This window comes from Brevibacillus sp. HB1.4B, from assembly GCF_013284285.1.
GTDB lineage: Bacteria > Bacillota > Bacilli > Brevibacillales > Brevibacillaceae > Brevibacillus > Brevibacillus porteri.
Genome location: NZ_JABSUT010000004.1, coordinates 97,465 through 121,327, shown reverse-complemented (window position 1 = coordinate 121,327; position 23,863 = coordinate 97,465). Strand labels below are relative to the sequence as shown.

The window sequence follows — 23,863 nt, the reverse complement described above, 5'->3', positions numbered from 1 at the left end:
AGAAAAGTTCAATGAATTGTTGAGGTGACAAAAATGCCAATTCCAGCAACAACCGGACAATTAAGAACAAAAATTTCAGATATGCAGATCGGTGACTATGTGAAGTGTTGGTACTCCTTTCATAGAACTAGTGGAAGCTTATCTGATAGTCCAGCAGGGATATTAGTTGGGTTAGGGACAGATACATTCTCTACGGCTGAAGAAAAGCCAGTAACAGGAGAGTCCACTACTAGCAACTCCAAATTATTTTATTTTGTGAAAGTTGCCAAAGGATTGCTGATCGCTGATAGGGTGTGTCAACACTCCATCTCTTGGGATGCCCTGAATACAGGGAAGGTGATACAAGGGAATCCCTATTCGTTTAGTACAAGCTCGAATATCTCACAAGGCTATGCTTCGAGTGAGAATATTTCAGGTACACTCCGATCTCTCTCAGGTGGAGTAGCTTATGCAGATGCAAATGAAAATAAAACCTTAGATGCCAGATTGAGCAATGGAACATGCTTTCCTGTGAACAACGAATATGATAAGTACTTAATGGGATTTCCTCAAAGCATGGTAAAAGATGGATATACAGTAGATGATGTATTTCATTACAAAGTACGTTTTACAACTACGCAAGATACCACTATGACAGGTTCTCGTATATCAAGTACAGGAACTATTGAAGTTCAAGACAATACTTGGCGAGTTGGAAGGGGAAGTGAGGATAATTTCTTAATATGGAAAGGTTTAGGGATGGGTAAAACATCAATTGCTTATGCGAGTACAGGTTTTCGTCCAGTATTTGAATATAGGGAGGTGTAATACATGGCTACAATTGGAGATCAATTAGCTGTACCAGAGGCAGGATGGAAGCGGTATGATAACACTTATCCGTCTATTGCATATAATGGAACATGGGCGAAAAGAACAGGATATGCAGGTAGTTATGAATTAACAGATACCTACACTTCAACAGCAGGAGACACGGCAACGTTTGACTTTGTAGGAACAAAAATCCGTATCATATCTTTTTTCTGGAACAACTTCACGGCAGATGCGAAGATCACGATTGATGGGGTCGCACATACATTTAGTGAAAGAAGTGCTTCCAATACTTCACAAGTCATCGTATTTGAAAAAATGGGATTGTCTGAAGGTAAGCACCGTGTTGAGCTGAAATTGAATTCTGGGACAGATTATCTTGGAATTGATTCAATTGATATTGATGATACAGGGTCTATTGAATTTCCTATCGGCGTTCAATTAACTGCACCAGCTCCAGGTTGGAAAAGGTATGACGACGGTAATCCATCTATAAAATACTTGGGAACTTTCGTAAGAGAATCAAATCAAAGCTTTTATGGTGGAGCCTCCAACTATGCAACAAGTGCAGACTTTAAGATAAAATTTAATTTTATTGGCACTAGAATCAGAATAATAGGTAACATGTACCAAAACAAATTCCCTAATGTTCCAATAACGATTGATGGTGTCACTGAAACATTCAGTCAGTATGGGGATTTAAAGTTTCAAGCTTTACAGTACGAAAAAATAGGGTTAGAGAATAAAATGCATACTGTAGAGATTACAGTTCCTTCCTATGCAGGAAGGATTGGTTTTGACCCAAATAACGTGAACGTGAAGAACATACAGATTGATGCCGTTGATATTGATGCTAATGGTAGGATTCTCCACCCTGATGAAGTAGTAGATGTTAAAGATTTAACAGTAGGAAAACGTATTCGTTTGAACTACTTGGCACCTGCTGGTACGTTTGGAACCATATCGATCGGAAAGGAAATGTCAGGACTTCTTCCCAATGCTCCTGCAACAAGTGCAAATGGTGATGGGTATTTCATCATGTACGGTACAAATCACAAAGGTGATAAGTTGCTGATGGCTGACCGCAATATCCAGATCATTTCATGGGATGCCTTAAATACAGCAGGAATTGCAAGCGGAAGCGGGCTGTCAATAAAAAGCCTGCACACCATTCCAGGATTGTCTGGGTATTCTTCTGCCGTGTGTAACGTTTCTGCTTCAACAGAGTATGACACAGCAAGTTATCAGGCATGGAAGGCTTTTGATGGATCAGAGACTACGTACTGGACAAGTACTGCTGCTACTGAAAGAACAGAAGAGATGTTAAAGATCGAGTATTCAACGCCAACAATCATTACTTCGTATGATCTATATGCTATATACAGTCCGAAAAAATGGGTCTTCGAAGCTTCTAATGACGGAACTTCATGGGATATCTTGCATAATGGAAATGAAGTATCAAGCTGGCACGGTCTTAAAAAGACCTTCTCATTCAATAATGATAAAGCTTACACACAATATCGGATCAGAGTATCAGAACGTTTTGTGTGGAACGGACATTATTATGTCGGCTTTTATACTGCCCAATTATTCACATCCTCTGATAGAGAAATAACATTGCGACTGCCGACAGGTGGAGTAAATGCATCGGATAAAGACAACGAATGGGATAAGTACATGACCGATGACCAGATCTGGAATAATGTAAATCACGGTTCATGGACCAGTACAACTGATCAATCCAATTCAAAGGCCCGCGTAATTCGAGGTTATAACGGTCTCAAAAACTGGACATCTGGATCAACAGATCTTACAACTCCAGGCCGAGGGTTCCGTCCTGTTCTCCTGATTGAGTCAATAAACAATAGATTCCTCGTACAAGACGGTTCAGACGTGAAAACGTACACTTCTTCCGGCTGGGAAACCGTTGGTACTACTCCCCCCACAGATGAAATGTTTCTAAATAAAGGCATGCTTGATCTCAGTGCATGCGCCCCATACTTGAAAGATTTAAAAGACACATCCAACCTCAAAATCCTTGTTTCGAAACCTAAAAAAGAACCAACAGTCGCTCATCTCACTGGAGTTCCTGTACCAAGAATCGTGAAAATGAAAAATGATACTAGCTTTCTTGGCGTAGCTAAAATCAACTCTTTAACCTTATCAGGTACAGAGAAAGGCGTTTTAAGAGTCGCAATAAGTACGGACAGTGGAACAACATGGGAAGCAAAACAAAAAAATGGCTCGTGGACAACAGTTGATGTAAATAACCCCATTGATTTCAAAGCAAAAGCAATGACAATAGACGATTTCAATCTCATCCAAGAATGGGACGAGAAGCTAGGCCAAGCAAGAAACTTGCGATGCGCCTTCTACTTCGAACAGTCATCATCCACTGATGAAACAAGTCTAGACTCATTGACCATGAATGTCGATTTACTAGATTCCTGGGACATGTCGATGCCCGGAGTCGATTACAAATACGGGTATAATCGAAATACCAATCTCCGAGTCTTTTTACTCTCAGATGGAGATTACAAGATAAACGTAGGCACTGGCGGTAGCAATGGCTCCACGATCACAGAAGTAGATGGAGGCACATTCTAATGACACTGCCAATCAAATTCAAACGAGGTCTAAAAAATAATCTCCCTTCCGCTGCAGCGGCGGGAGAACCTCTTTTCACCACAGATACCAAAGAATTATTTATCGGAACGGGTGACGGGATCACAGCAATTGGAACCGATCCAACTCTGGCAGAAAGAGTGGGCCAACTAGAGAAATATCGTAGTTCCGTATCTCGGACCTATACGGAAACATTTACTTCACCAAAAGTTGACATTGAGAAAACAACTGCATGGTATTCAACCACCGGTGTACGTACCTCTAAAATTCCCTCCATTACCGAGAATTTCACAGATTTGAGCGCTGTTGATCAATTCAATTCTTACGGCGTTAACTTCGACATTGAAAACGGATTGGTAAGACTGAGCAACACCCTTGAAGGAGTCATAGTGTCTTCTTCTCTCCCAGTAGCAGGAGTTGATAAGCTAACTTTTCAATCAGACTATTTACTTCCTAACGCATTAGGCGTCATCTCTACCAAAAAAGTAACCGGGGAGATGGCGTCAAAATTATCTCACCTAGAACCCACCATTTTAGTTGATCGGTTAAACAGGACTTGGGTTATCAGTTCTGTCGACCGTGAAGGAATTTATGCGGTTGTAACCAATTCAGATGATTCAGTTGCCTTTGAAGGGTATTTGCATTCGTACAGAGGAACTGGCTACGTTGTAGCCCCAAGCATTATGAATGCAGTAGTTGACCATAACAACAATGTATGGATAGCAGCAGCCATAACTAGCATGCCTGGGTTAATTCTTTCTATTAAGCCTGATTTTCAATCCTTTTTAAATCCCATTTCTGTAAGAGGTAACAACAGCATATATTCCTACCCTCCATTTTTAAAGCTCCATGTCGATAAAAACAACCGAATCTGGTACTCTTGGAGTTATTCTAGTTCCTTTTATTACGGATGCGTTACTTCAGATGGTACCTTTTTCATCCCTACTACTTCCCAAACTTTCAACCCATCTACGGGATTTGACAATGCTGTAATTGTAGAAGATCGTATGAAAGGGTATATATGTTTTATAATTCGAGGATATTCTAATAACACTCTAAGAGCTCTTCGTGTTAACTATGATGGAACAAACCAAACCCCCTACAATTTGATCGGTAAGGCCTCAGGTAAATGGTTAGACGCAACCCACGATGAATCAACAGGTATTACGACCATCTTAAGTGTTGATAACAATGCCCCTGTTGTACATCGCCTAAATTTGTCAACGGGATCATCCACCACACTCCCCTTGACAGGTTTCATGACCGTTGATCATTCTTTACCGATTGAATTTGTGTTACAAGACAATATCATGCGGGTTATTTATCATCAACAAACGGTTGGCTCTACTCGTCTTATCTCTATTGATCTTGCTACTTTATCTATTGTGGAACCGGACACACTGATCCAAAGCGGGACCAATACAACACGAGTGTCTGGCTGTATTGACGGAAATGGTCGATTGACGATTGTCATGAATACGTCCGAGTATTCAAGTAATTATAGTTTGATAAAAATGTTACGCTACGATACAGTACCTACCTCCATTGCTTTTCAAATTTCACCAGATGATACCTCTTGGTTTCCAATTACACTCGGAGAGGAAATCACCTTCCCCACTAAAACAGACGCGTTGAAAATAAAAATAAAAATGCAGTCACCAAATCCAGGAATTTCTTCTTTACTCAGAAACTACCGTATTGCACTAGGAGGAACGGCAGGAGAAATCACACAAACCTATACTTCCTCATCCCTGCCAGCCGTTACCCCTATTGCATTTGTCACACTAACTGCCAATCAAGCTCTCCATGGCGGAGAAATTCTCTGGGAGGTGAGTAACAATGGGGGCGGGTCATGGCAATCTGCTGAGCTGGGTCAAGAGATTGAATTTGCCAATCCAATCAACAGCGATCTTCGAGTCCGTGCGATTCTCCATTCCCCCTCAAGCGAAACAAGTACACCTTCTATCCGAGATTTCACTGTAACAAGTTCCAACCTGTTATTAAATCCCGCTATCACAGACCCCAATCTCCCCCAACGCGTTATTGATCTCGAAACCAATCTGTTAAAAACAAACTTCCAACTCATCACGTACATGAACGCCGCCAAGTATGGATTGAAAAATATGGTCATCGATACCTTCACCGATCTTTCTGGAGTAGATATCACAAACAGCCAAGCTGTTTACGATCATGTGCGAAAAAAATTCATTACTGGAATTGTAGATATCGTACCGCCCATGACTGCTAACGACACCCCAGCCCCTTTTATTGTGAGTGCAGACAGTGTTACTGGTGGAGCTGTGTTTCATTTGTTTGACCGCAGCTTAGCAAGTGGCTGGAGCACAACTGCAGGTGGACATCATTGGATCAAAATCTTTCTGGATAATCCCGCTCAGATTATCGATCGATATCTTTTATCTGGAGGCGCAAATTACGCTCCTACTACCTGGCAATTGCAAGGTTCCAATAATAATACGACTTGGGATACGCTCCATTCTGTTTCCGGCTATGTTTGGACTCGATATGAAGGCAATGAATTTACTATTCCTACTGAGAACATCAAACCTTATAAATACTATCGATTCTACTCTACCTCTTCTCAATACGGGTCTGGTGCAACTCAAATTCAGGAATTACGATTACAAAAGGCCGTAGACCAAAATCATCTACAATCCAAGCCCGAGAAAACCACTACACCGCCAAATAAAATCGTGATTGTCGGAGATGAGACGGTTAATGGTGGAAGCATCAAATACCAGGCATCTCGGGATAGTGGAAACACTTGGACAGACGTTCCTGCACAAACGTTAACGGATATTTCCAGTCAACCGGTCGGAACACAACTCGTCGTAAAAGCAATCATCACTGGGAATGCAGAGCTCAATGCGTGGGGCTACTACTATGAGTAAGACAGGCAGCATTCAAGCCTCGCACTCCGACGACTATGTTGTGGTAGCATTTTCACTCAAAACACCGTGAGAAATCTCCCAAACTGTCTACTCTATATATAGACCTCACAAGAGAAAGCGGGTGAATAAACGGATGATCCAAACACTACTCAACTCTTCCACTCTCCCTTTGGTAGTATCCAGTGTACTGACGGCAATCGTCACCTATCTGGTCGCTCGCCACAACAACAAGAAAGAGTTGATGATTACAGACAGGCAGCAAATCTCGCAGGAAAACCAGCAAATTCGTCAGGAGCTTCGTCAGGAAATGGACAAGCTTCGGGAAGAACTCCACGTTTGGCGCAACCGTTGCATGGAGCTTGAAACCATCGTGCAGGAGTGGCGAGATAAATACACGACGCTGGTAGTAGAAAGACAACAGCTAGAGTACCGTGTCAAAGAGCTAGAAACCGAACTCAAAACGTACATGCAAGCGAGGATTTCCTAGATGTTGCAACGTTAACCACAAAGGTGACTCCTCCCTTCCTTGGGGCGAAATCTCGCCTCGCGAATTAACTCCCTTCCCAATGAATGACGGCTGGATGTTTGTTTATCAGCCTTGATCGCCTCTGACTCCCCGAAGCATGCCCCGCTTTACCAACAAAAGGAGGAACAACCTTTGATTGACATGAACCAATTTATTCACAGCCTGAGTTTGCTTACTTTTATGGCGATCTTGATCGAAGCCGTAACCGAAATTTTAAAGAATGCCTTCCCCGTATTAAAAGATCGCTCCACTTACATCCTCTCTATCCTCATTGGCATTTCGCTCTCCCTCGCTTTTCAAGTCAACCCCTTTGGTCTTGAGGGCAGCGGCTACTACGTTTCTGCCGTGCTGGCTGGTATCCTCACCAGCCGCGGAGCGAACTACCTCAACAGCTTTGTGAAAAAGCTGAATACATCCTCGAAACAATAACCTCTTCTTCCTCACACAAAAACAAAAGCACCTGCTCCGATGCAATCTCTTTCGCATCAGGGCAGGTGCTTCTTCTCTTTTTTCTCTATACTTCCTCTATCAACCGCGCCAACAAAGTAGCCCGCGTCGATATTTCTCCCAGTTCGATCCATTCATCCGGTGAGTGGGCGTAGCCACCTTTTACACCAAGTCCATCCAGTGTCGGGACTCCACAAGCAGCAGCGAAGTTGCCATCGCTTACTCCACCTGTACCCGATTCTTCCAAAGCCATCCCTAGTTCATTGATGCTAATCGATTGTGCAAGGGAAAATAATTTGCCTGTCTCTTCGGTACGCTCCATTGGCGGTCGGCGAATGCCTCCCTTTACGCTGATGTTTGTTCCCGCGAGCACTGGCGTGAGTTCACTCATTACCTTCTCAATGCGTAATGCCTCTTGCATCGAGATAAATCTCACGTCTACTTCAGCTTCTGCCGAGTCGGCTACAACATTGGAGCCAATCCCGCCCTTGATGACGCCCACATTGACCGTGGTTCCTTTCTCGTAATCGGTCAGGGCATGCAGAAATTGCACCTGTCTCGCCAGCTCTTCAATAGCAGAGACACCCTTTTGATGATCGACACCAGCGTGTGAGGAAATACCACTGACTGCCACGGTAAAATGGGCGCTTCCCTTCCGCCATGTTTTGAGTGCGCCGCTTGGTTCGGTTGGCGGCTCCAACACAAAGCTTGCCACCGAACGCGCGGCTTCTTCTTCTACAAGTCGTCGAGAAGTCGGGCTGCCGATCTCCTCGTCACTGTTTAATAGGAGCACGATTTTTTTATCTGTAGGCAGGCGATCCAGCTTTACCAATGCCCGCATCGCAAACATGGCTTGCAAAACGCCAGCTTTCATATCGTATACACCCGGTCCGTACGCTTTCTCATCCCGGATCGCAAATGGTCGGCGAGTTGCCTCCCCTTCTAGCCATACAGTATCGTAGTGACCGATGATGAGGATTTGCTTTTCCCCGTTGCCCAGCGTACAACGCACCTGATCGCCATACGTCTTATTCGGGATCAGCTCTGCTACTCCCCCTGTCAGCCGTTGAAACTGCAGAGCGAACCAGCCCGCCATGCGGTCGCCCAGCTGTTTGTCACGAGAAGGTGAGTCCATGTTGACCGCCTCTTCGAGTAGCTGTAGATAGTGGGACATATTCTCTTGTACATAAGTGTGGATTGACATAGTGCCTCTTCCTTAGTGAGATTGTGAATTGAGTCCGAACAGGCGCTCTAGTCCGTACACTTTTTCCAACAAGACGATGAACACCAGACTCAGCAGGATGACCACCGAGGAGATCGAAGCCACCAACGGGTCAAGTGTTTCCTGCATATAGGTGAAAATCGCGAGTGGCAGCGTCGTCGTATCCGGTGCCACCAAGAATAAGGAAACCGTCACATTGTCAAACGACGTCAAGAACGAAAAGATCATCCCCGACACGATGGCCGGACGCAACAGTGGCAACGTAATATCCCAGAACACCCGAAACGGATGGGCCCCCAGCATGTATCCCGCTTTTTCCAACGTATAATCGAACGAGCTAAGCCCTGTGAGCACCAGCCTTACGACATACGGAATCGAGATCAGCATGTGCGCCAGCAAAAGCCCCGTAAACGTCCCCGCGATACCAATTCGCGTGAAAAACAGCAGCGCGGAAATCCCGATAATGAGCGAAGGAACGGTAAGCGGTGAAAGCATCAGAGCGTTGATGATGCCGCTCCCACGAAACTTGTATTTGGACAGCGCGAATGCAGCCAATGTCCCTATGAGAGTCGCCAAAATTGCCGTTACCGTAGCTAGCTTAAGACTGAACCACAGCGAATCGATGAACTCCGGTCGATCCAAAATCATTTCATACCACTGCCACGAAAACCCTTCCGGCGGAAATCCGAGATATCCTGCTGCGGTAAAGGAGCTCGGGATGATGACCAGAAACGGCAGATTGACCAAAACAAGCACAAAGAATGTGATGAGTCCGAGTACGTTTATTTTTTTCATGACGCAAACACCTCTTTATACCGCTTGGTTTCAATCAGCTTCGTATACAAAGTCACCAATAGAATCGTGCTGCCCAGAAGCAGGAAGGCAAGTGCCGCACCCAAAGGCCAGTTCAGTGTCGCCATGATTTGCTCATAGGCAATGACAGGCATGACCTTCACGGACGTTCCACCCATCAAGGCAGGTGTTACAAAAGCACTCATCGACAAGCTGAACACCAGTGTCGTACCAGCAATCATCCCCGGCAAACACAAGGGCAATGTCACACTGAAAAACGTACGTGCGCGGGAAGCCCCCAAAATCGATGCCGCCTTATTCAGGGACGGATCGATGGCATACAAGCTGGTTGCAATCGCCAGAACCATGTAGGCAATAAAGGAATCCGTCAGACCGATCACAATACCCAGCTCGTTGTACAACAGCCGCAATGGTTGATCGATCACCCCCAGACTCATCAATGTTTCATTGATCCACCCTTTTTCCCCCAATACCACTACCCAACCGAAGTTGCGAATAACAACACTGATGAGGTGAGGGGCTAGGATCAGCATCGTGACGATTCCACGCATTTTCCCTGTAGCCTGCGCCATGTACATCGCTACAGGAAATCCAAGCAAGAGGCACGCCAGTACCGTCCAGAGACTCACGCGAATTGTCCGCCAAAGAATCTCCAAGTAGTACGGATCTTGTATAAATAATGAATAATTGTGAAAAGAGAACGCCTGATTCTCATCCTGAAAGCTGAGCAAAAGCATCATCAGCATCGGGAGGATGAATACGCCAAGCAGCAAAATCATCGCAGGTGCTGTCAACAATGTAACCGAGAGACGCTTGCTCATCCGTCATCCCCTTCCTGCGGGCATGACCAGTACGTCGTCCGCGTTCCATTGACAGTAAACCGTTTGACCTTCTTGGCGGTCCACCGAACTATCGGTCATTTGGACTTTTACCGAAAGCGTATGCTCCCCGACCTTGACCTCACATTCTGTGTACGAACCCAGGAAGGAGGCAAGCTGCAAATGTCCTTTTACCCGATTCGCTTCCTCACTGACTGCTGTATCAGTCAGCTTGATTTTCTCTGGTCGGATAAAAATGATCACTTTTTCATGGAGTGCCACTGTTCGCTGTTGCTTTGCCGCCTTCACGAGCATTCCACCAGTCGTCCGCAGCGTAAGTACATCCCCGTCAATTCCGATGACTTCCCCTTCCAAACGGTTCGTCTTACCGATGAAGGTATGTACGAATTCAGATGCGGGTTGATTGTAAATCTCCAGCGGTGTACCGATTTGCTCCACGAATCCGTGATTCATAACCACGATGCGATCAGAGAGCGCGAGCGCCTCTTCTTGATCATGTGTAACGAAAATAGTCGTAACGCCGATTTCGTGATGTAAGCGCTTTAACTCATCGCGCAGCTCTTCCCGAAGTTTGGCATCCAAGTTACTGAGCGGCTCATCCAAAAGCAGGAGCGACGGCTCAATAACAAGCGCCCGTGCAATCGCAATCCGCTGACGTTGTCCGCCAGAGAGCTGTTTCGGGTAGCGGTCTGCTACGTTTGGCAGCTTGACCAGGCCAAGTACACGATTCACACGCTCTTGCATCTCTTGCTTGCTCACTTTGCGTAATTTCAAGCCATAGGCGATGTTTTCCGCCACAGTCATATGCGGGAACAGCGAGTACGTCTGAAACACCATTCCCAGTTCCCGTTTGTACGGAGGCACGCCATTCATTCGCTGCCCCTTGATCAAGAGGTCTCCGCCATCCGGGTCCAAAAAACCGGCAATCATATTCAAGGTCGTGGTCTTACCGCAACCAGATGGGCCGAGAAACGAGATGAATTCGCCTTGCTCCACCTGCAGGTTGAAGTTTTGAACCACGACATTGCTTTGAAATTTTTTCATGATGCCGCGCAGTTCAACGTCAATCACCTTGGTCACGTGAATACCTACTTTCCTGTTTTAGGTGCGATTTCTTTGTTAAAGCGATCCAACCAAGCAGATGTTTCCTTGCTCACTACGCTATAGTCGAAATCGACTACCTTTGTACGATCGAATTCCAATGTTTTCGCTACATCGTCTGGCAGCTTCACGGATGTTGCCGGATTGTAGTACAGCTTCGTTGCGTACATCGTTTGAATTTCATCTGTCAAAAGGAAATCGACGAATGCTTTAGCGGCTTTTGGACTCTTCGAACCTTTTACCAGCGTAGCTACGTTCGGTACGATGTTTCCGCCCTCTTCAGGGAAAACGAACTCCAATGGTACGCCTGCTTCTTTTTGGGTCAAGCTACGCGCCATTGTCCAAGTGGTGTACGCTGCGCTCTTGTTTTGCAGATTTTGCTGAAGCTGTGCTGCGCTCTTTGCAAAGGTCGGCATGTATCCTGCAATCGTTTCCATTTGTTTGAAGCCCTGTTCCATATTTTTCTCGGACCCGCCATTTGCGTACGCCAGCATGATCATCGCAGAGCGTCCGAAGTTGCTCGCTACGTCTGTCATCGTGATGTAGCCTTTCACTTCCGGCTTCGCCAGATCATTCCAGGACTTCGGTACAGGCAAGCCTTTTTCTTTTACCAGGTCCGCATTGTAGGAAATCCCCATCGGCGTAAAGTTTACGACTACACCGCTATCCTCCGTCACATGCAAATCTTCCGGTACGTTTTTCATGTTCGGAATATCTGTTGCGGATACGGTTTCCCACAAGCCCTCTTGACGACCCTTCTCTTGCTCGCCGCCCTCAACGATGGTCAAGTCAATTTGCGGAGCATTTTTTTGTGCCTTAACCTTCGCTACGATGTCCGTAGAAACCCCGGAAACATAGGTCAGCTTTACATTCGGATATTTCTCGTTAAACTTTTTGAAGACTTCATCCTTCATCATCTTTTCAACGGTTGCGCCATTTCCTGCTACTACCAGAGTGTCTTCCAGCTGAGCTTGTGCTTCGGTGCCGCTATTGTTGCCAGCAGCCGGTGCAGGAGCAGATGTTTGTGGTGCGGATGAGCCACATCCAGCCAGCAAGGAACCAGTCAAAGCGAAAATGGACAAGACGGATAATGCCTTTTTCTTCATGTAAGTTCGACCCCCGATTGTCTATTTTGTTCACGAATAGAGAACAGCGTTTCCTATTAGAGAACGATAATGTTATACTAGCATAAAGATACAGACTATTCAAGGTAGTCGTAATAGCATCATCATTGCCTGAATTGCGAGATTGTCAGTATTGTTTCTTACACGTAAAATAAGGCTAATGTAAGCAAAGGAGACGTTTGTATGGACCAAGTATTGTCTTCTGTTCGAAATGGCTGTCGGCTGTTAAAAATATTTCTCGATTCGCCAAAGGAACTCGGGGTAACGGAGCTCAGCAAAAAGCTCCAGCTGTCCAAGGGAGCCGTTCACAAGCTCCTGTCCACGCTGGAGTCTGAAGGCTTTATCCGCCAAAATGAAAAAACCAAGCAGTATACGCTTGGCTACACGCTTTTGGAACTGGGCACTAAGGTGCTCACGAATCACGATATCGTTGATTTTTCCAAACCGTTCTTAGACCAGCTTGTCTCACGGACAAACGAATTGGCGGTCTTATGTGTACAGGATTCCAAGGACGCGATTTATGTAGCCAAAGAGGATTCACTTCACCCTGTTCGGTTTACCGTAGAATCCTTCCGGCGTTTTCCCCTTTACTCTACCTCCGCCGCCAGGGTTTTGCTCGCCTATCAGCCGGAGGAGTTTCAGGACGAGATATTGCAGGAACATCCCCTGAAAAGCTACACGCCTCATTCGTACACGTCGGTCGAGCAAATCAAAGAGGACTTGGTGACGATCCGTGAGAGAGGTTATGAAATCAGCTCGAATCGACGTAATACAGGCGTGACCGGAATCGCTGCCCCAATTTTTGATTCGACTGGACACATAACTGCATCCGTCAGTGTCATCGGTCCCTCTGACCGCGTGATGCCGAAAAAAGATGAGATTTTACAAGAAACGCTAGCGACGGTACGTGCGATGTCTGCTCAGTTAGGGTATCGAATGTCTTGAAATCTGCTTGAACTGCCATGAAAAAACCTCCTGTTCATCAGTCTGCTCTGATGACAGGAGGTTTCTCTTTGTGCTGACTCGCTTGTTTTGCCCATTGTAATGGCGCAGATCACCAACAAAAATTATGTAAAATTTTTCATCTTGAGGCGAAACGGTCTTATTCGTTTTTCGTCTTACTAATTATGAATCGTATTACATGTAATTAGAAAGGAAGTGACACCCTGTTATGAGAAAAACATATTTGCTGCTTACCTCTTTGATATTCTGTACATTGTTTGGTACTGACGCTCATGCAGGTTCACCCCAAGGAACGGCTGCACCTGTTCCTCCCCAAGTAATGGTTCCAACAAGTAGCAAGGACAAACACGGAAATACCATTGAAAAATCAATGGCATATGTGAAAACGCTACAAGTGAAAAATGGAAAACTAATCGTCTCGCTTGACTATGTTCAATGGTTTTTCGGTGAGGCAGGAGCAAAAGCTTATCGCCAAGATCATCCATTAGAAAAAGAGGACTATCCAATGCCCTATTACATTCGTAATAACAGTCCTAAAATTAGAACGTTTGAAGTTTCTCCAAAAGCTTCCTTTACTCTTCAAACCAACTCTATAAAAGATGACAATTTCAATTGGAATGAATCAGTAAACACCGATACTTTTAAAAAGTTCGTGCTATCCAAGGGAATTCCTTATCATCTACCATTCCACATTGAAGTAACGAATGGAATCATCACAAAAATTACAGAACAGTACGTCCCTTAATTATTAGCAGCATTCCCTTTCTGGGATGCTGCTTTTCATTTTTTCTCTTTTGTTAAACCGGGATCGTTTGATCGCCGTTTAATAATCGATTAGCGCACGATTCGCGACTCTCCCTGTTCTATTCCTCGCCCATGTCCTTGTGCAAATAAGGCTCCCATGCACGTTTCAACAGACGAACGCCACCCTCAATCTCCTCGATGGTCTGCCCCCCGAAGCCGAACTGAAAAGCCGGAAGTCCATTTTCCTGCGGATGAACCCATTTATGTGCGGTTGGATAGACACGAACGCCTGATGCAGCCGCAATTTGCTTCAACTGTTGCGGAGTGCTCTCACTTTTCACTTCTACCGTTACGGACAGCCCGGCATCCTGACCTTTGATCTGGATGTACGCCCCGAAGTGTTCCTGCAAGCACTGAAGCAGAGCCCCATGCTTTTTGCGGTAAAGCGTCCGCATCTTGCGAATATGCCGTTCCCAATCGCCATTTTTCATGAACAAGGCCAGCGTCTCCTGATGAATTCGTGATGCCGACTGGTCAAAATCCACCAATTTCTCCTGAAACACCGCCAATAAAGTTTGTGGCAAAACCATATAGCTCATCCGAATCGACGGCAATAACGCCTTGGAGAACGTCCCCAAATAAATGACGCGTCCCTGCGTATCCAGCCCTTGAAGGGAAGGAATTGGCTTGCCATGATAGCGAAACTCACCATCGTAGTCATCCTCCATGATGTAGCTCCCTGTCTGATTCGCCCAGTGTAGCAGCTTTAGCCGTTTGGCATACGGCATGACAATTCCAGTCGGGTCCTGATGAGACGGCGTGATATAGACCAGCTGCGCTCCACTCTCATTGAGCGCTTCCACATCAATCCCATCCTCCGCCAGCCTGATCGGGCGTACATCATAGCCCAAATGAGAAAACACGGCACGAACACCGTGATAGCCCGGCTCTTCCATCGCAACAGCCTGTCCTCGTGTCCCGAATAAGAACCCCAATAAGCTGATCATCACTTGCGTCCCCGCACCGATCACTATTTGTTCCGGCGTAGCTTGTACACCTCGAGCACGTCCGAGATAGTGTGCGAGCTCCTCCCGCAGCTGCGGCTCGCCTTGTTGGTCACCGTAGTAGAGTACATGCTTGTTTTCTTCCTGCATGCATTGGTTGGTGTACTTGCGCCAACGGTCAAAAGGAAAATGCTCGGCATCTACGCGTGCTTGATGAAAATCATATTGAACCGGGACTGGTGAGGTCGTAGGTGGAGGCGTTTGGACGTGAACCGTTTTAACTGGTGGCTGCCCTTTCCCTGTGGGTACAGGCATTGGCCCATCCCAGTCCACATCGACCACATAAAATCCGCTGCGCTCCCGACTCTCGATATAGCCTTCTGCCATGAGCTGGTGATACGCGCTTTCGACTGTCGTTTTACTTACATGCAAAAATCCGCTCAACGCCCGAACAGAGGGCAGACGCGTCCCGGAGATCAAGCGCCTCCCTTGTATTTCTGTACAAAAATAGCGATAAAGCTGTAGATAGAGAGGCTCGCTCCCTTCTACAAAGCGGGGACTAATATCTAGCAAGCTACATCCTCCTCGCTGACGAAATGAAAAACCGACGGAGACAAAAATCCCCATCGGTACTCACGTTTCTATTACGCCAAATACGCCTCTCTTACCTGTGGATTCATCAATAATGTCTGGGCGTCGTCTTTCAAAATAATTTCGCCTGTCTGAATCACATAACCGCGATGCGCGACAGACAGTGCCTGATTCGCATTTTGCTCGACCAAGAGAATCGTCATGCCTTCCTTGTTCAGCTCCGTAACGATGTCAAAAATCTGCTCCACCAGAATCGGCGCCAATCCCATCGACGGCTCATCGAGCATGAGAATTTTGGGCTTCATCATCAGTCCACGAGCAATCGCCAGCATTTGCTGCTCGCCTCCGGACATCGTGCCACCTTTTTGATTTACCCGTTCCTTCAGTCGTGGAAAGTAAGCAAAGGCACGCTCGATTCCTTCTTCGATCACCTTTTTATCAGATACACTGAAGGCACCCATCTCCAAATTCTCGCGTACGGTCAGCTTAGGAAAAATGCGGCGACCTTCCGGAACGTGGGCGATTCCTGCTAAGGCAATATCATGTGTACGCATCTGCGTAATATCTTTGCCATTAAAGATAACTTTTCCTTCTTTGGCACGAGTCTGCGCACATATCGTTTTCAACGTGGTCGATTTACCTGCCCCGTTGGAACCAATCAGTGTCACCACTTCGCCCTCGTTTACCGTCATGCTCAATCCTTTTAATGCGTGGATGCCGCCGTAATACGTATGAACGTTAGTCAGCTCTAGCAATGCCATCGATTTTCCTCCTTCTACGACACGTCCGACGCACTTTTTCCGAGATAGGCCTCAATGACGTTAGGGTTATTGCGGATTTGTTCGGGTGTTCCTTCTGCAATTTTTCTCCCGTAATCCAGCACGTGAATGTATTCGCTAAGTCCCATGACCAACTTCATATCATGCTCGATCAAGATAATCGTCAAATCGAGCTCTTTTTTCAGCCGACGAATAAAATCCGTCATCTCAACCGTCTCGCGAGGGTTCATCCCTGCCGCCGGTTCATCGAGCAAAATGATTTGCGGATTGGTCGCCATCGCCCGGGCAATTTCCAATCTTCGTTGTAACCCGTAAGGCAGACTCCCTGCTGCTTCATTGGCAATATGTGAGATCCCGACATACTCCATGAGCTGATAAGCTTCGACGCGCGTCCGCTCTTCCTCTTGGCGTACCCGTTTGGAATTGAACAGGATTCCGAGAATTCCAGCCGATAAGCGGCTATGCACACCCACCATGACATTTTCCAATGCCGTCATTTCTTTGAACAGACGAATGTTTTGAAAAGTACGGGTGATACCGCGACTCGCGATCTGATCAGGACGAAGCTTCTTGATGCTTTTGCCGTTCAGCAGGATTTCTCCCTCGTCTGGCTCGTAAAATCCGGTAATCATATTGAAAAAAGTCGTTTTTCCAGCCCCATTCGGTCCGATGACAGCCGTAATGCTACCTTTTTCGATCCCAATCGAGACGTCTTGATTGGCTACCAAGCCACCAAAGCGCTTCGTTAAATTTTTTGCCTCTAACAATGCCATGCTCATTTCCCTCCTCGTCCGCTATGACTGTTTTCCAGAAGCCAATTGGGACAGTTTACCGAGAATCCCCAGCTTTTCTTTGCCAAACTCGCTATTTTTGATCGCATCGAGATCGTTTTTCTTCCGTTTGGCCGGAATCAATCCGTTAGGGCGATACAAGGCAACGAGAATGAGCATAATTCCGAAAATGAGTCGCTGGAACTTGGATGGGTCCAGCTGGTTAGGCAAACTGATGATCCCCGCATTTTGCAGACCGTGCAGGAAGTTGGAGAATTCTTTTAACAGCTGTACCTGCAAGATTGTGACAAAAGCGGCACCAAGCACAACCCCTGGTATACTGCCACTACCACCCAGAATGACCATGACCAATATCCCGATCGATTCCATCAGCGTAAAGGAGGTCGGATCGATAAACGTCTGCTTGGCCGCAAAGATAACACCGACGACACCAGCAAAGGAAGCACCCAAGGCAAATGCAGCCAGCTTGGTATTCAACAGGGAAATCCCCATAGACTGGGCAGCCAGCTCATCCTCACGTACCGCAATCCATGCACGGCCCAAACGAGAATGCTCAAAGCGTATATTCGCCAAAACGATAAAGGCAATCACAAACAACACGATGAAGTAAAAGTAAAACGGCGTCCCCATTTTGATCCCAAACAACTCTGGAGACGGAATCGGCGTGATTCCCTGCGGACCGTTGGTGATGTTGATGGGCTTATCCAGGTTGTTGAAAACAATGCGAATGATTTCACCGAAGCCCAAGGTCACGATCGCGAGGTAATCTCCTTTTACTCTGAGAACTGGCAATCCTAGCAATATTCCGAAAACAGCAGCCACAATCAAGCCGACTATGAGAAATGGCCAAAACCACTCACCGGATAGCGGGAACAGGTTCCCTGCAATAAACTCATTCGCTTGCGAAGTCGAGAAAATCGCGTACGCATAAGCCCCAGCAGCAAAAAACGCGACGTAACCCAAGTCAAGCAGACCAGCAAAGCCTACTACGATATTCAGGCCCAAAGCCATCGCTACGTAAATGCCTACCTGTGATGCTACCTCCATGTAGTAACGGTTTTCACCGGCTACCAACGGAATGATCAGGAGGAGAACGATAGCGCCAATCACCATCTTGATCGTCTTTGAGGTATTGGTGTAATAGACAAGCACAATGGAAGAAAGAATACCGAGAAACGCAATGACCGATTTATCCATAAGGTACAACGCGGCAGAAAAAGCTACAATCCAAATCAACGTGAATACCAGCGGAATGCCTTTAAACGATTTCCAAGCGAGATTTGCCATTTATTTCACCTACACTTTCTCTTTTACAGCTTCGCCAAACAGTCCTTCCGGCTTGAAGAGAAGCACGAGAATTAAAATACTGAACGCGAACACGTCTTTGTACTCTGCACCAAAGGCTCCGTTGGTCAACGGCCCCATAAAGGCACCGGACAGGGATTCCAGAAGACCGAGGAGTACGCCACCGATCATCGCACCACGCAGGTTCCCAATCCCGCCGAGAACGGCAGCTGTAAATGCTTTTAATCCAAGAATAAAACCGATATACGGATCGATCGTCCCGTAGTTTTGCGCAAACAGAACACCTGTAGCGCCACCCAGGCTGGAGCCAATCAAAAACGTAAGCATGATTACTTTGTTTACATTTATGGTCATCAGCGAAGCCGTACTCTGGTCTTGTGCGACGGCGCGCATGGCGATTCCCCATTTTGTTTTATTCACAAATAACGTCAACGCAATCATCATGACGATCGCAATTACAATTACGATCAATCCTTTTGTTGGAATCGTAGCAATACTTCCTAATGGAATCGAACCTGTAAAAAGAGCGGGACTGTTCAGATAAAACTCATTACGAGCCAGTGCTTCTGTAAAACGTACGAGGTCTTGCAGCAAAAACGATACGCCAATCGCCGAAATCAACGGCACAAGACGAGGTGCTCCGCGCAATGGTCGATAGGCAATCCTCTCAATTCCTACCCCCAAAGCACCAGTTAATACCATGGCAATTATGAGTGTTATGAAAAGTGCGACAAATGGATTCATACCTTCAAGTGCCCCTAGCGCATCAGAGATCAATAATACCTCTGTACCGATAAAGGCTCCGACCATGAAAATGTCTCCATGGGCAAAGTTGATAATTTCCAAAATCCCGTAAACCATTGTGTAGCCTAAAGCCACCACTGCGTACATAAATCCAAGTGTCAATCCGTCAACCAACACCTGCGGCAAAATATTGATCATGCTTTCCCATCCCTCATTTCTCTTGTAGACTTGTACAAATTTTCTGCATCCATTCCGTTGACTGGACTTGTTTTCTCGTGGAAAAGGGGCCAACACCGGCGTGCAGCCCCCTATCCTGATATGAGGCATGGGAGTGTGTGCGCGTTGTGTGGTGTGATTACTCGGCCTTGCCTACGAAAATGGATTTGTCCTTGTCGAACTTATAAATGAATACATCTGCATTTGTGTTGTCACCTTTTTCATCAAAGGTAACCTTGGTGAATTGACCCTGAAAATCTTTGGTTTTGTGTACTGCATCGAGGACTTGCTCGCGGGTTGGTTTTTTGCCTCCGTTCGCTTTGGTCGCTTCCAAAACACCATTGAGGATGACGTTCATGGAGTCAAAACCGTAGACGGAATAGGTTTCCAGAGGCTTGTTTGTGGCTTTTTTGTACTCTTCAGCCCATTTCTTGCCCTCTTCGGTTTGCGTTACGTCCCCTGCTACTGACGTAAAGACTACACCTTCGACAGCATCACCGGCTATTTTTATCATATCAGAAGAATCCAAGCCGTCGCCACCCATAAAATAACCCTTAAATCCTTTTTCACGAGCTTGCTTGACCATAATTCCACCTTCTGGATAAAGACCGCCGAAGAAGATGATGTCCGGTTTTTTCACCGTTACCTGGTTAAGTACCGCGCTGTAGTCCTTTTCGCCCTGAGTAATGCCCTCAAAGCCAAGGATTTGGACTCCGTCCTTTTCGAATTGCATCTTCACTTGATCGCTCAGACCTTGGCCGTATGCTGTCTTATCATGGATAATATAGGCCGTTTTTACACCAAGTGTATTTTTTGCATAAAGAGCAGCCTTTGGTCCTTGTGCGTCATCGCGAGCACAAATTCGATGGACAGTTTTCTTGCCTTCCTCCGTGAGCTTCACCCCTGTATTGGCTGGGGATACCATGGTCAGCTTGCCTTCCTCGTACTTCACAGACGATGGAATCGCAACACCTGTGTTATAGTGCCCAACTACACCGTACACATCGGGATCAGAGATAAGCATCTCCGCATTGGATACCCCAATTTTCGGGTCGCCTTGATCATCCTGAGGGAAAAGCTGGAGATCAAAGCCAAGTGCTTTAAACTCTTCCTTGCGCTTTTCGAGAGCGTAACCCGCGCCAGTCTTAATCGCATCTCCGACAGCGGAATTGCTCCCAGACAGAGGGGATTGTGTGGCAATTTTGATGAGACCACCCTCTGTCGTTCCGCCACCGCTGTTGCCTGGAGTTGATTGACTTTGCCCCCCACTTGCATTACTTCCGCCGCTTGAATTACTGTTTCCTGCGCAACCTGTTAATGCCATACTCGCCGCCAATACCGCAGATAAAACCCCGACATAAGAACGCTTTTTCATTCAGAATGAATCCCCCTTTTATCATTCTTTGTTCTTGTTACCCAGTCCATCTACCTCGTTAGCCAGGTTGCGACTTTCAAAAATGATGACTCTTCGGGGATAAAGATAGATGAGGCTTGGTTGCTTTTATTTTAAAATAAATCTGATAATTTACAAGAAGTAAAATATTTTTTATGTACATATATCATTGATGTACAAACAAAAAAACCCAAAAAAATACTCCCTCAAGGTAAAGGGAGTGCCGGAACGACGATTTGCCCACTCTTAATGTCGACAATGCCATCTGCCGTCAGACGCGCATATGGCAAGTGAGTAGCGGTAAAAAACAGAATTGAATAAATTGGATCGAGATGGACATGGCCTTTGACACGGAGCTGATTTACCAAATTTTCACCCATGCTGATCACTTCGTCCATCGGCGCAGACGTGTATTTTCCAGCAAGAGGCAATGGGCATTCGCATATCATTTTTCCTTCATCGATCAGGACGACTCCGCCTTTTATTTCACGAATACGCTCCAATGCTTGCGCCATCGCTTGGGGATTGCGTCCGATTACGATCCAATCGCCAGACGCGGAATAGGTGCTGGCCAGCCCTTCAAGCTGCTCACCGAAGCCACGAAGCACTGCCAATGTTCGCTTGCCGCCAGTCGCATCGATGATGGCGATCAGCGCCAACTGCGGATCATGCTGCAAAGTTACATAACCATCCTTATCGACGGGCATGTCCTCTAGCGACAACCGCGTGATAACGGCATTCAGCATTTCCAAGACTGGGGCCTTCCTGTCTTCATCTGGCCGTAGACGGAACCATTCTGGATTGGCTCTCTTCGCCAAGGGATCTTGCAATCGCAACGAAGCTTCATCCCATTGTGGCTGAACCGTTGGAACAAGCAAGTTTCCATTTTCTGCTGCCAGTTGTCCATTTGCAATCACGATGGATGGTGTCGGTTGATCCTTTGCAGTCAACAACAGCATATCCGCGATTCGGCCTGGCGCAATTCCTCCGACCTCAGCGTCCAGCCCGTAATAGACAGCCGGGTTCAACGTCGCCATGACATATGCTTCCTCTGGCGGCATCCCCGCTTCGATGGCCACACGGATCGTACTATTCATGAACCCGTCACGATGCATCGGCGGCGTACTTCCATCCGATGTCAGCATCATCCGTGATGACCACGGCACCCCCAGCGCAAGCCACCCTTTCACCAGCTCCGGCAGATCAGGGCGAATGGAGGAATGGCGCAGTGTCGCATACATGCCTAAACGGATGCGCGACAACAAATCTGCTGCATGGATGGCTTCATGACAAGCTGTTACGCCAGCTGCTGCGGCAATGTTCAAGGTCTCGTAAGAAGCTCCCGGATGATGCCCTTCCATCCTTTTGCCTAAATCCCGCGCATGCTTCAAACCAAAAAGCAGCGTCTCATCCTCTTGTAAAACCCCGCCCCAATTCGTCAACTCCCCACCCTGGATCACTCTTGGATGCTCCAGCATTCGCGCCAAGCTTTCCTTAGTGAACGCCGGATGAGCCCTCCCTGTCTGCGGATCGAGTCTGCCCCAGAAAAATTGCTTCACCGGATGAGCTGCCAGTGAATCCATGATCGCTGCCGTTTGCGAAAAAGGAAGATGCATGAGCATCAGTGAGTCCGACACCATTCCAGTCGTTCCCGTTTGCAGTGCAAAGTCAGCCAACGTGTAAGGGTTATACCATTGAAACGGATGCGCGTGTGGCTCGATGTATCCTGGCACGAGATACTGCCCAGCCGCCTCCATGATCACGGTCTGGTCATCGACCAATGGCTCTTTTTCTCCTACATAAGCAATACGTTCTCCTGCCACTACGACGTGATGCTCTTGCCATTCTTTTGTGTACACATTGAGAACGCTTGCACCCTTTATCCAGAGGCTTGCCGGTGCTTGACGTCTGCTCACGCGAATCATGTTCAAGTAATCACGATCTGATATGGCTCGTACGCGCATCATTTCTTCTCTCCTTGCTGGTCTGCCGATGTTTTTAAAAAATGAACGATCATTCATTGCTCTTTACAGCTTCGCCGCCCATAAATCATTCCCCTGCAAGATTGGTGATGGTAGTAACAATTCCCACGGGTGTCTTGTCGTCCTTCATCGCAGACTATCGAATAGAAGTCATTGCGACAGGAGGACAACTCTCATGCATAAAAACGTAGGTAGAACGGATGCCATGATTCGTATGACTGGCGGTCTGTTAGGCTTGGCATACGGCATCGGAAGAATGAGTCGTCGCCCATACAATGCTCCATGGCTGCTCATGGCTTTTTCAGCAATGAAAGTAGCAGAAGGGGCTACGCGCTTTTGTCCGATGTACGCAGCGATGGGCATCAATACGACAAAAGGGAATGGCATGCAGGGCATGATGGATCAGCTCAAGAAGAAAGGCGTGCAGATGGCGGTCAATCAGTTCACGCGCTCCATGAATATTGCGCCCATCAAAGACTCGAACAATAGCCAAGATGATGCGAGCAACACTTCAGCGACAACGAATAAGGCAAACATACAGTATTCTGCAAGCCCACAATCATCAGCGAACCAGGAAAAACAACCTATCGACAATCAGCAAAACGCGCAGCTTACTCCCGAGGATCAACTTCTCGAAAAGGCGGCAAGAGAGTTCATTTCATTTCGTTCCCAAGATAATAACAACAGCAGCAATCGCTACCCCACGTACACATAAGGAGAGGAGGCACTGCATATGCTTGTCGGCTCCCAGATGTATGAATGGATGTCGCATAACTTCTTTGTCATTGCCATGATCATTGGCGTCATCGGCGTGATGGGATATTACTTCTTTCGAACGTCGAGAAGAAAAGGAAGGTATCGTCAGTAAAGGAGAAGCAACCAACCGCCTGTCATCGGGCGGTTTTTTCCATTTACATAATTACTTGTTATACATATAA

21 protein-coding genes are annotated in these 23,863 nt (G+C 46.6%); 9 read left to right on the top strand and 12 right to left on the bottom strand.

Annotation, left to right across the window (positions count from 1 at the left end):
* Positions 1-33: 33 nt before the first annotated feature.
* The 5 genes from HP398_RS11240 (at position 34) to HP398_RS11220 (ending at position 7,296) form a co-directional block, all read left to right on the top strand.
* Positions 34-807 carry a hypothetical protein gene (locus HP398_RS11240; protein ID WP_173622594.1) on the top strand — a complete coding sequence of 258 codons (774 nt, stop codon included), beginning with the start codon at positions 34-36 and terminating at the stop codon, positions 805-807.
* A gap of 3 nt (positions 808-810) precedes the next feature.
* Positions 811-3,414, top strand: coding sequence for a discoidin/SUN/FTP domain-containing protein (locus HP398_RS11235; protein WP_173622593.1), 2,604 nt, complete (start codon positions 811-813; stop codon positions 3,412-3,414).
* Positions 3,414-6,341, top strand: a complete 2,928-nt coding sequence (locus HP398_RS11230) for a hyaluronate lyase N-terminal domain-containing protein (RefSeq protein WP_173622592.1) — start codon at positions 3,414-3,416, stop codon at positions 6,339-6,341. The genes HP398_RS11235 and HP398_RS11230 overlap by 1 nt, the downstream gene beginning before the upstream one ends.
* 133 nt (positions 6,342-6,474) lie before the next feature.
* Positions 6,475-6,828, top strand: coding sequence for a hypothetical protein (locus HP398_RS11225; protein WP_017249740.1), 354 nt, complete (start codon positions 6,475-6,477; stop codon positions 6,826-6,828).
* A 180-nt stretch (positions 6,829-7,008) separates the two neighbouring features.
* A complete protein-coding gene (locus HP398_RS11220) occupies positions 7,009-7,296 on the top strand; it encodes a hypothetical protein (RefSeq protein ID WP_173622591.1) in 288 nt (95 codons plus the stop codon).
* A gap of 85 nt (positions 7,297-7,381) precedes the next feature.
* Here HP398_RS11220 and HP398_RS11215 read toward each other — a convergent pair whose 3' ends face one another.
* From HP398_RS11215 to HP398_RS11195, 5 genes are read right to left on the bottom strand one after another with little or no spacing between them, the layout of a single operon-like run.
* Complete coding sequence (locus HP398_RS11215) at positions 7,382-8,518, bottom strand: M20 family metallopeptidase (RefSeq protein WP_173622590.1); 1,137 nt, start codon at positions 8,516-8,518, stop codon at positions 7,382-7,384.
* A gap of 12 nt (positions 8,519-8,530) precedes the next feature.
* On the bottom strand, positions 8,531-9,331 hold the full coding sequence (locus HP398_RS11210) for an ABC transporter permease (protein WP_048031089.1): 801 nt from the start codon (positions 9,329-9,331) through the stop codon (positions 8,531-8,533).
* Positions 9,328-10,170, bottom strand: coding sequence for an ABC transporter permease (locus tag HP398_RS11205; protein ID WP_173622589.1), 843 nt, complete (start codon positions 10,168-10,170; stop codon positions 9,328-9,330). Before HP398_RS11205 ends, HP398_RS11210 begins: the two co-directional genes overlap by 4 nt.
* A 3-nt stretch (positions 10,171-10,173) precedes the next feature.
* Positions 10,174-11,268 carry an ABC transporter ATP-binding protein gene (locus tag HP398_RS11200; protein ID WP_017249735.1) on the bottom strand — a complete coding sequence of 365 codons (1,095 nt, stop codon included), beginning with the start codon at positions 11,266-11,268 and terminating at the stop codon, positions 10,174-10,176.
* A gap of 8 nt (positions 11,269-11,276) precedes the next feature.
* On the bottom strand, positions 11,277-12,395 hold the full coding sequence (locus HP398_RS11195; protein ID WP_017249734.1) for an ABC transporter substrate-binding protein: 1,119 nt from the start codon (positions 12,393-12,395) through the stop codon (positions 11,277-11,279).
* 201 nt (positions 12,396-12,596) lie between these two features.
* Between HP398_RS11195 and HP398_RS11190 the strand changes: the two genes are divergently transcribed.
* Both HP398_RS11190 and HP398_RS11185 read left to right on the top strand, forming a co-directional pair.
* Positions 12,597-13,358: an IclR family transcriptional regulator gene (locus tag HP398_RS11190; protein ID WP_017249733.1), complete on the top strand. Its 762-nt coding sequence runs from the start codon at positions 12,597-12,599 to the stop codon at positions 13,356-13,358.
* Between the two features lie 226 nt (positions 13,359-13,584).
* The gene (locus HP398_RS11185; RefSeq protein WP_173622588.1) at positions 13,585-14,121 is read left to right on the top strand and encodes a hypothetical protein; all 537 of its coding nucleotides are present in this window, start codon (positions 13,585-13,587) and stop codon (positions 14,119-14,121) included.
* A 118-nt stretch (positions 14,122-14,239) separates the two neighbouring features.
* On the opposite strand, the gene pdxR is transcribed toward HP398_RS11185, so the two are convergent.
* The 7 genes from pdxR to HP398_RS11150 all read right to left on the bottom strand — a co-directional run bounded on the left by pdxR (position 14,240) and on the right by HP398_RS11150 (position 22,907).
* Positions 14,240-15,697: a MocR-like pyridoxine biosynthesis transcription factor PdxR gene (gene pdxR / locus HP398_RS11180; protein WP_173622587.1), complete on the bottom strand. Its 1,458-nt coding sequence runs from the start codon at positions 15,695-15,697 to the stop codon at positions 14,240-14,242.
* A gap of 71 nt (positions 15,698-15,768) precedes the next feature.
* Positions 15,769-16,476: an ABC transporter ATP-binding protein gene (locus HP398_RS11175; protein WP_069847329.1), complete on the bottom strand. Its 708-nt coding sequence runs from the start codon at positions 16,474-16,476 to the stop codon at positions 15,769-15,771.
* A 14-nt stretch (positions 16,477-16,490) separates the two neighbouring features.
* On the bottom strand, positions 16,491-17,267 hold the full coding sequence (locus HP398_RS11170) for an ABC transporter ATP-binding protein (protein ID WP_144617864.1): 777 nt from the start codon (positions 17,265-17,267) through the stop codon (positions 16,491-16,493).
* A gap of 21 nt (positions 17,268-17,288) precedes the next feature.
* Positions 17,289-18,572: a branched-chain amino acid ABC transporter permease gene (locus tag HP398_RS11165; protein ID WP_106834489.1), complete on the bottom strand. Its 1,284-nt coding sequence runs from the start codon at positions 18,570-18,572 to the stop codon at positions 17,289-17,291.
* Positions 18,573-18,581: 9 nt separating this feature from the next.
* Positions 18,582-19,628, bottom strand: coding sequence for a branched-chain amino acid ABC transporter permease (locus tag HP398_RS11160; RefSeq protein WP_017249727.1), 1,047 nt, complete (start codon positions 19,626-19,628; stop codon positions 18,582-18,584).
* Between the two features lie 61 nt (positions 19,629-19,689).
* Complete coding sequence (locus HP398_RS11155) at positions 19,690-20,925, bottom strand: branched-chain amino acid ABC transporter substrate-binding protein (RefSeq protein WP_017249726.1); 1,236 nt, start codon at positions 20,923-20,925, stop codon at positions 19,690-19,692.
* Positions 20,926-21,149: 224 nt separating this feature from the next.
* Positions 21,150-22,907, bottom strand: coding sequence for an adenine deaminase C-terminal domain-containing protein (locus tag HP398_RS11150; RefSeq protein WP_173622809.1), 1,758 nt, complete (start codon positions 22,905-22,907; stop codon positions 21,150-21,152).
* 193 nt (positions 22,908-23,100) lie between these two features.
* Between HP398_RS11150 and HP398_RS11145 the strand changes: the two genes are divergently transcribed.
* Both HP398_RS11145 and HP398_RS31180 read left to right on the top strand, forming a co-directional pair.
* Positions 23,101-23,640, top strand: coding sequence for a YgaP family membrane protein (locus HP398_RS11145; protein ID WP_173622586.1), 540 nt, complete (start codon positions 23,101-23,103; stop codon positions 23,638-23,640).
* Between the two features lie 18 nt (positions 23,641-23,658).
* Positions 23,659-23,793: an EYxxD motif small membrane protein gene (locus tag HP398_RS31180; RefSeq protein WP_017249723.1), complete on the top strand. Its 135-nt coding sequence runs from the start codon at positions 23,659-23,661 to the stop codon at positions 23,791-23,793.
* Positions 23,794-23,863: the final 70 nt, after the last annotated feature.

Excerpts from the sequence above, each read along its gene's own strand:
- HP398_RS11170 (WP_144617864.1), bottom strand. The coding sequence starts at position 17,267 with ATGGCATTGTTAGAGGCAAAAAATTTAACGAAGCGCTTTGGTGGCTTG.
- HP398_RS11225 (WP_017249740.1), top strand. The coding sequence starts at position 6,475 with ATGATCCAAACACTACTCAACTCTTCCACTCTCCCTTTGGTAGTATCC.
- HP398_RS11190 (WP_017249733.1), top strand. The coding sequence starts at position 12,597 with ATGGACCAAGTATTGTCTTCTGTTCGAAATGGCTGTCGGCTGTTAAAA.
- HP398_RS11155 (WP_017249726.1), bottom strand. The coding sequence starts at position 20,925 with ATGAAAAAGCGTTCTTATGTCGGGGTTTTATCTGCGGTATTGGCGGCG.
- HP398_RS11150 (WP_173622809.1), bottom strand. The coding sequence starts at position 22,907 with ATGCGCGTACGAGCCATATCAGATCGTGATTACTTGAACATGATTCGC.
- HP398_RS11205 (WP_173622589.1), bottom strand. The coding sequence starts at position 10,170 with ATGAGCAAGCGTCTCTCGGTTACATTGTTGACAGCACCTGCGATGATT.
- HP398_RS31180 (WP_017249723.1), top strand. The coding sequence starts at position 23,659 with ATGCTTGTCGGCTCCCAGATGTATGAATGGATGTCGCATAACTTCTTT.
- HP398_RS11165 (WP_106834489.1), bottom strand. The coding sequence starts at position 18,572 with ATGGCAAATCTCGCTTGGAAATCGTTTAAAGGCATTCCGCTGGTATTC.
- HP398_RS11175 (WP_069847329.1), bottom strand. The coding sequence starts at position 16,476 with ATGGCATTGCTAGAGCTGACTAACGTTCATACGTATTACGGCGGCATC.
- HP398_RS11195 (WP_017249734.1), bottom strand. The coding sequence starts at position 12,395 with ATGAAGAAAAAGGCATTATCCGTCTTGTCCATTTTCGCTTTGACTGGT.
- HP398_RS11220 (WP_173622591.1), top strand. The coding sequence starts at position 7,009 with ATGAACCAATTTATTCACAGCCTGAGTTTGCTTACTTTTATGGCGATC.
- HP398_RS11185 (WP_173622588.1), top strand. The coding sequence starts at position 13,585 with ATGAGAAAAACATATTTGCTGCTTACCTCTTTGATATTCTGTACATTG.
- HP398_RS11210 (WP_048031089.1), bottom strand. The coding sequence starts at position 9,331 with ATGAAAAAAATAAACGTACTCGGACTCATCACATTCTTTGTGCTTGTT.
- HP398_RS11235 (WP_173622593.1), top strand. The coding sequence starts at position 811 with ATGGCTACAATTGGAGATCAATTAGCTGTACCAGAGGCAGGATGGAAG.
- HP398_RS11230 (WP_173622592.1), top strand. The coding sequence starts at position 3,414 with ATGACACTGCCAATCAAATTCAAACGAGGTCTAAAAAATAATCTCCCT.
- HP398_RS11145 (WP_173622586.1), top strand. The coding sequence starts at position 23,101 with ATGCATAAAAACGTAGGTAGAACGGATGCCATGATTCGTATGACTGGC.
- HP398_RS11240 (WP_173622594.1), top strand. The coding sequence starts at position 34 with ATGCCAATTCCAGCAACAACCGGACAATTAAGAACAAAAATTTCAGAT.
- HP398_RS11215 (WP_173622590.1), bottom strand. The coding sequence starts at position 8,518 with ATGTCAATCCACACTTATGTACAAGAGAATATGTCCCACTATCTACAG.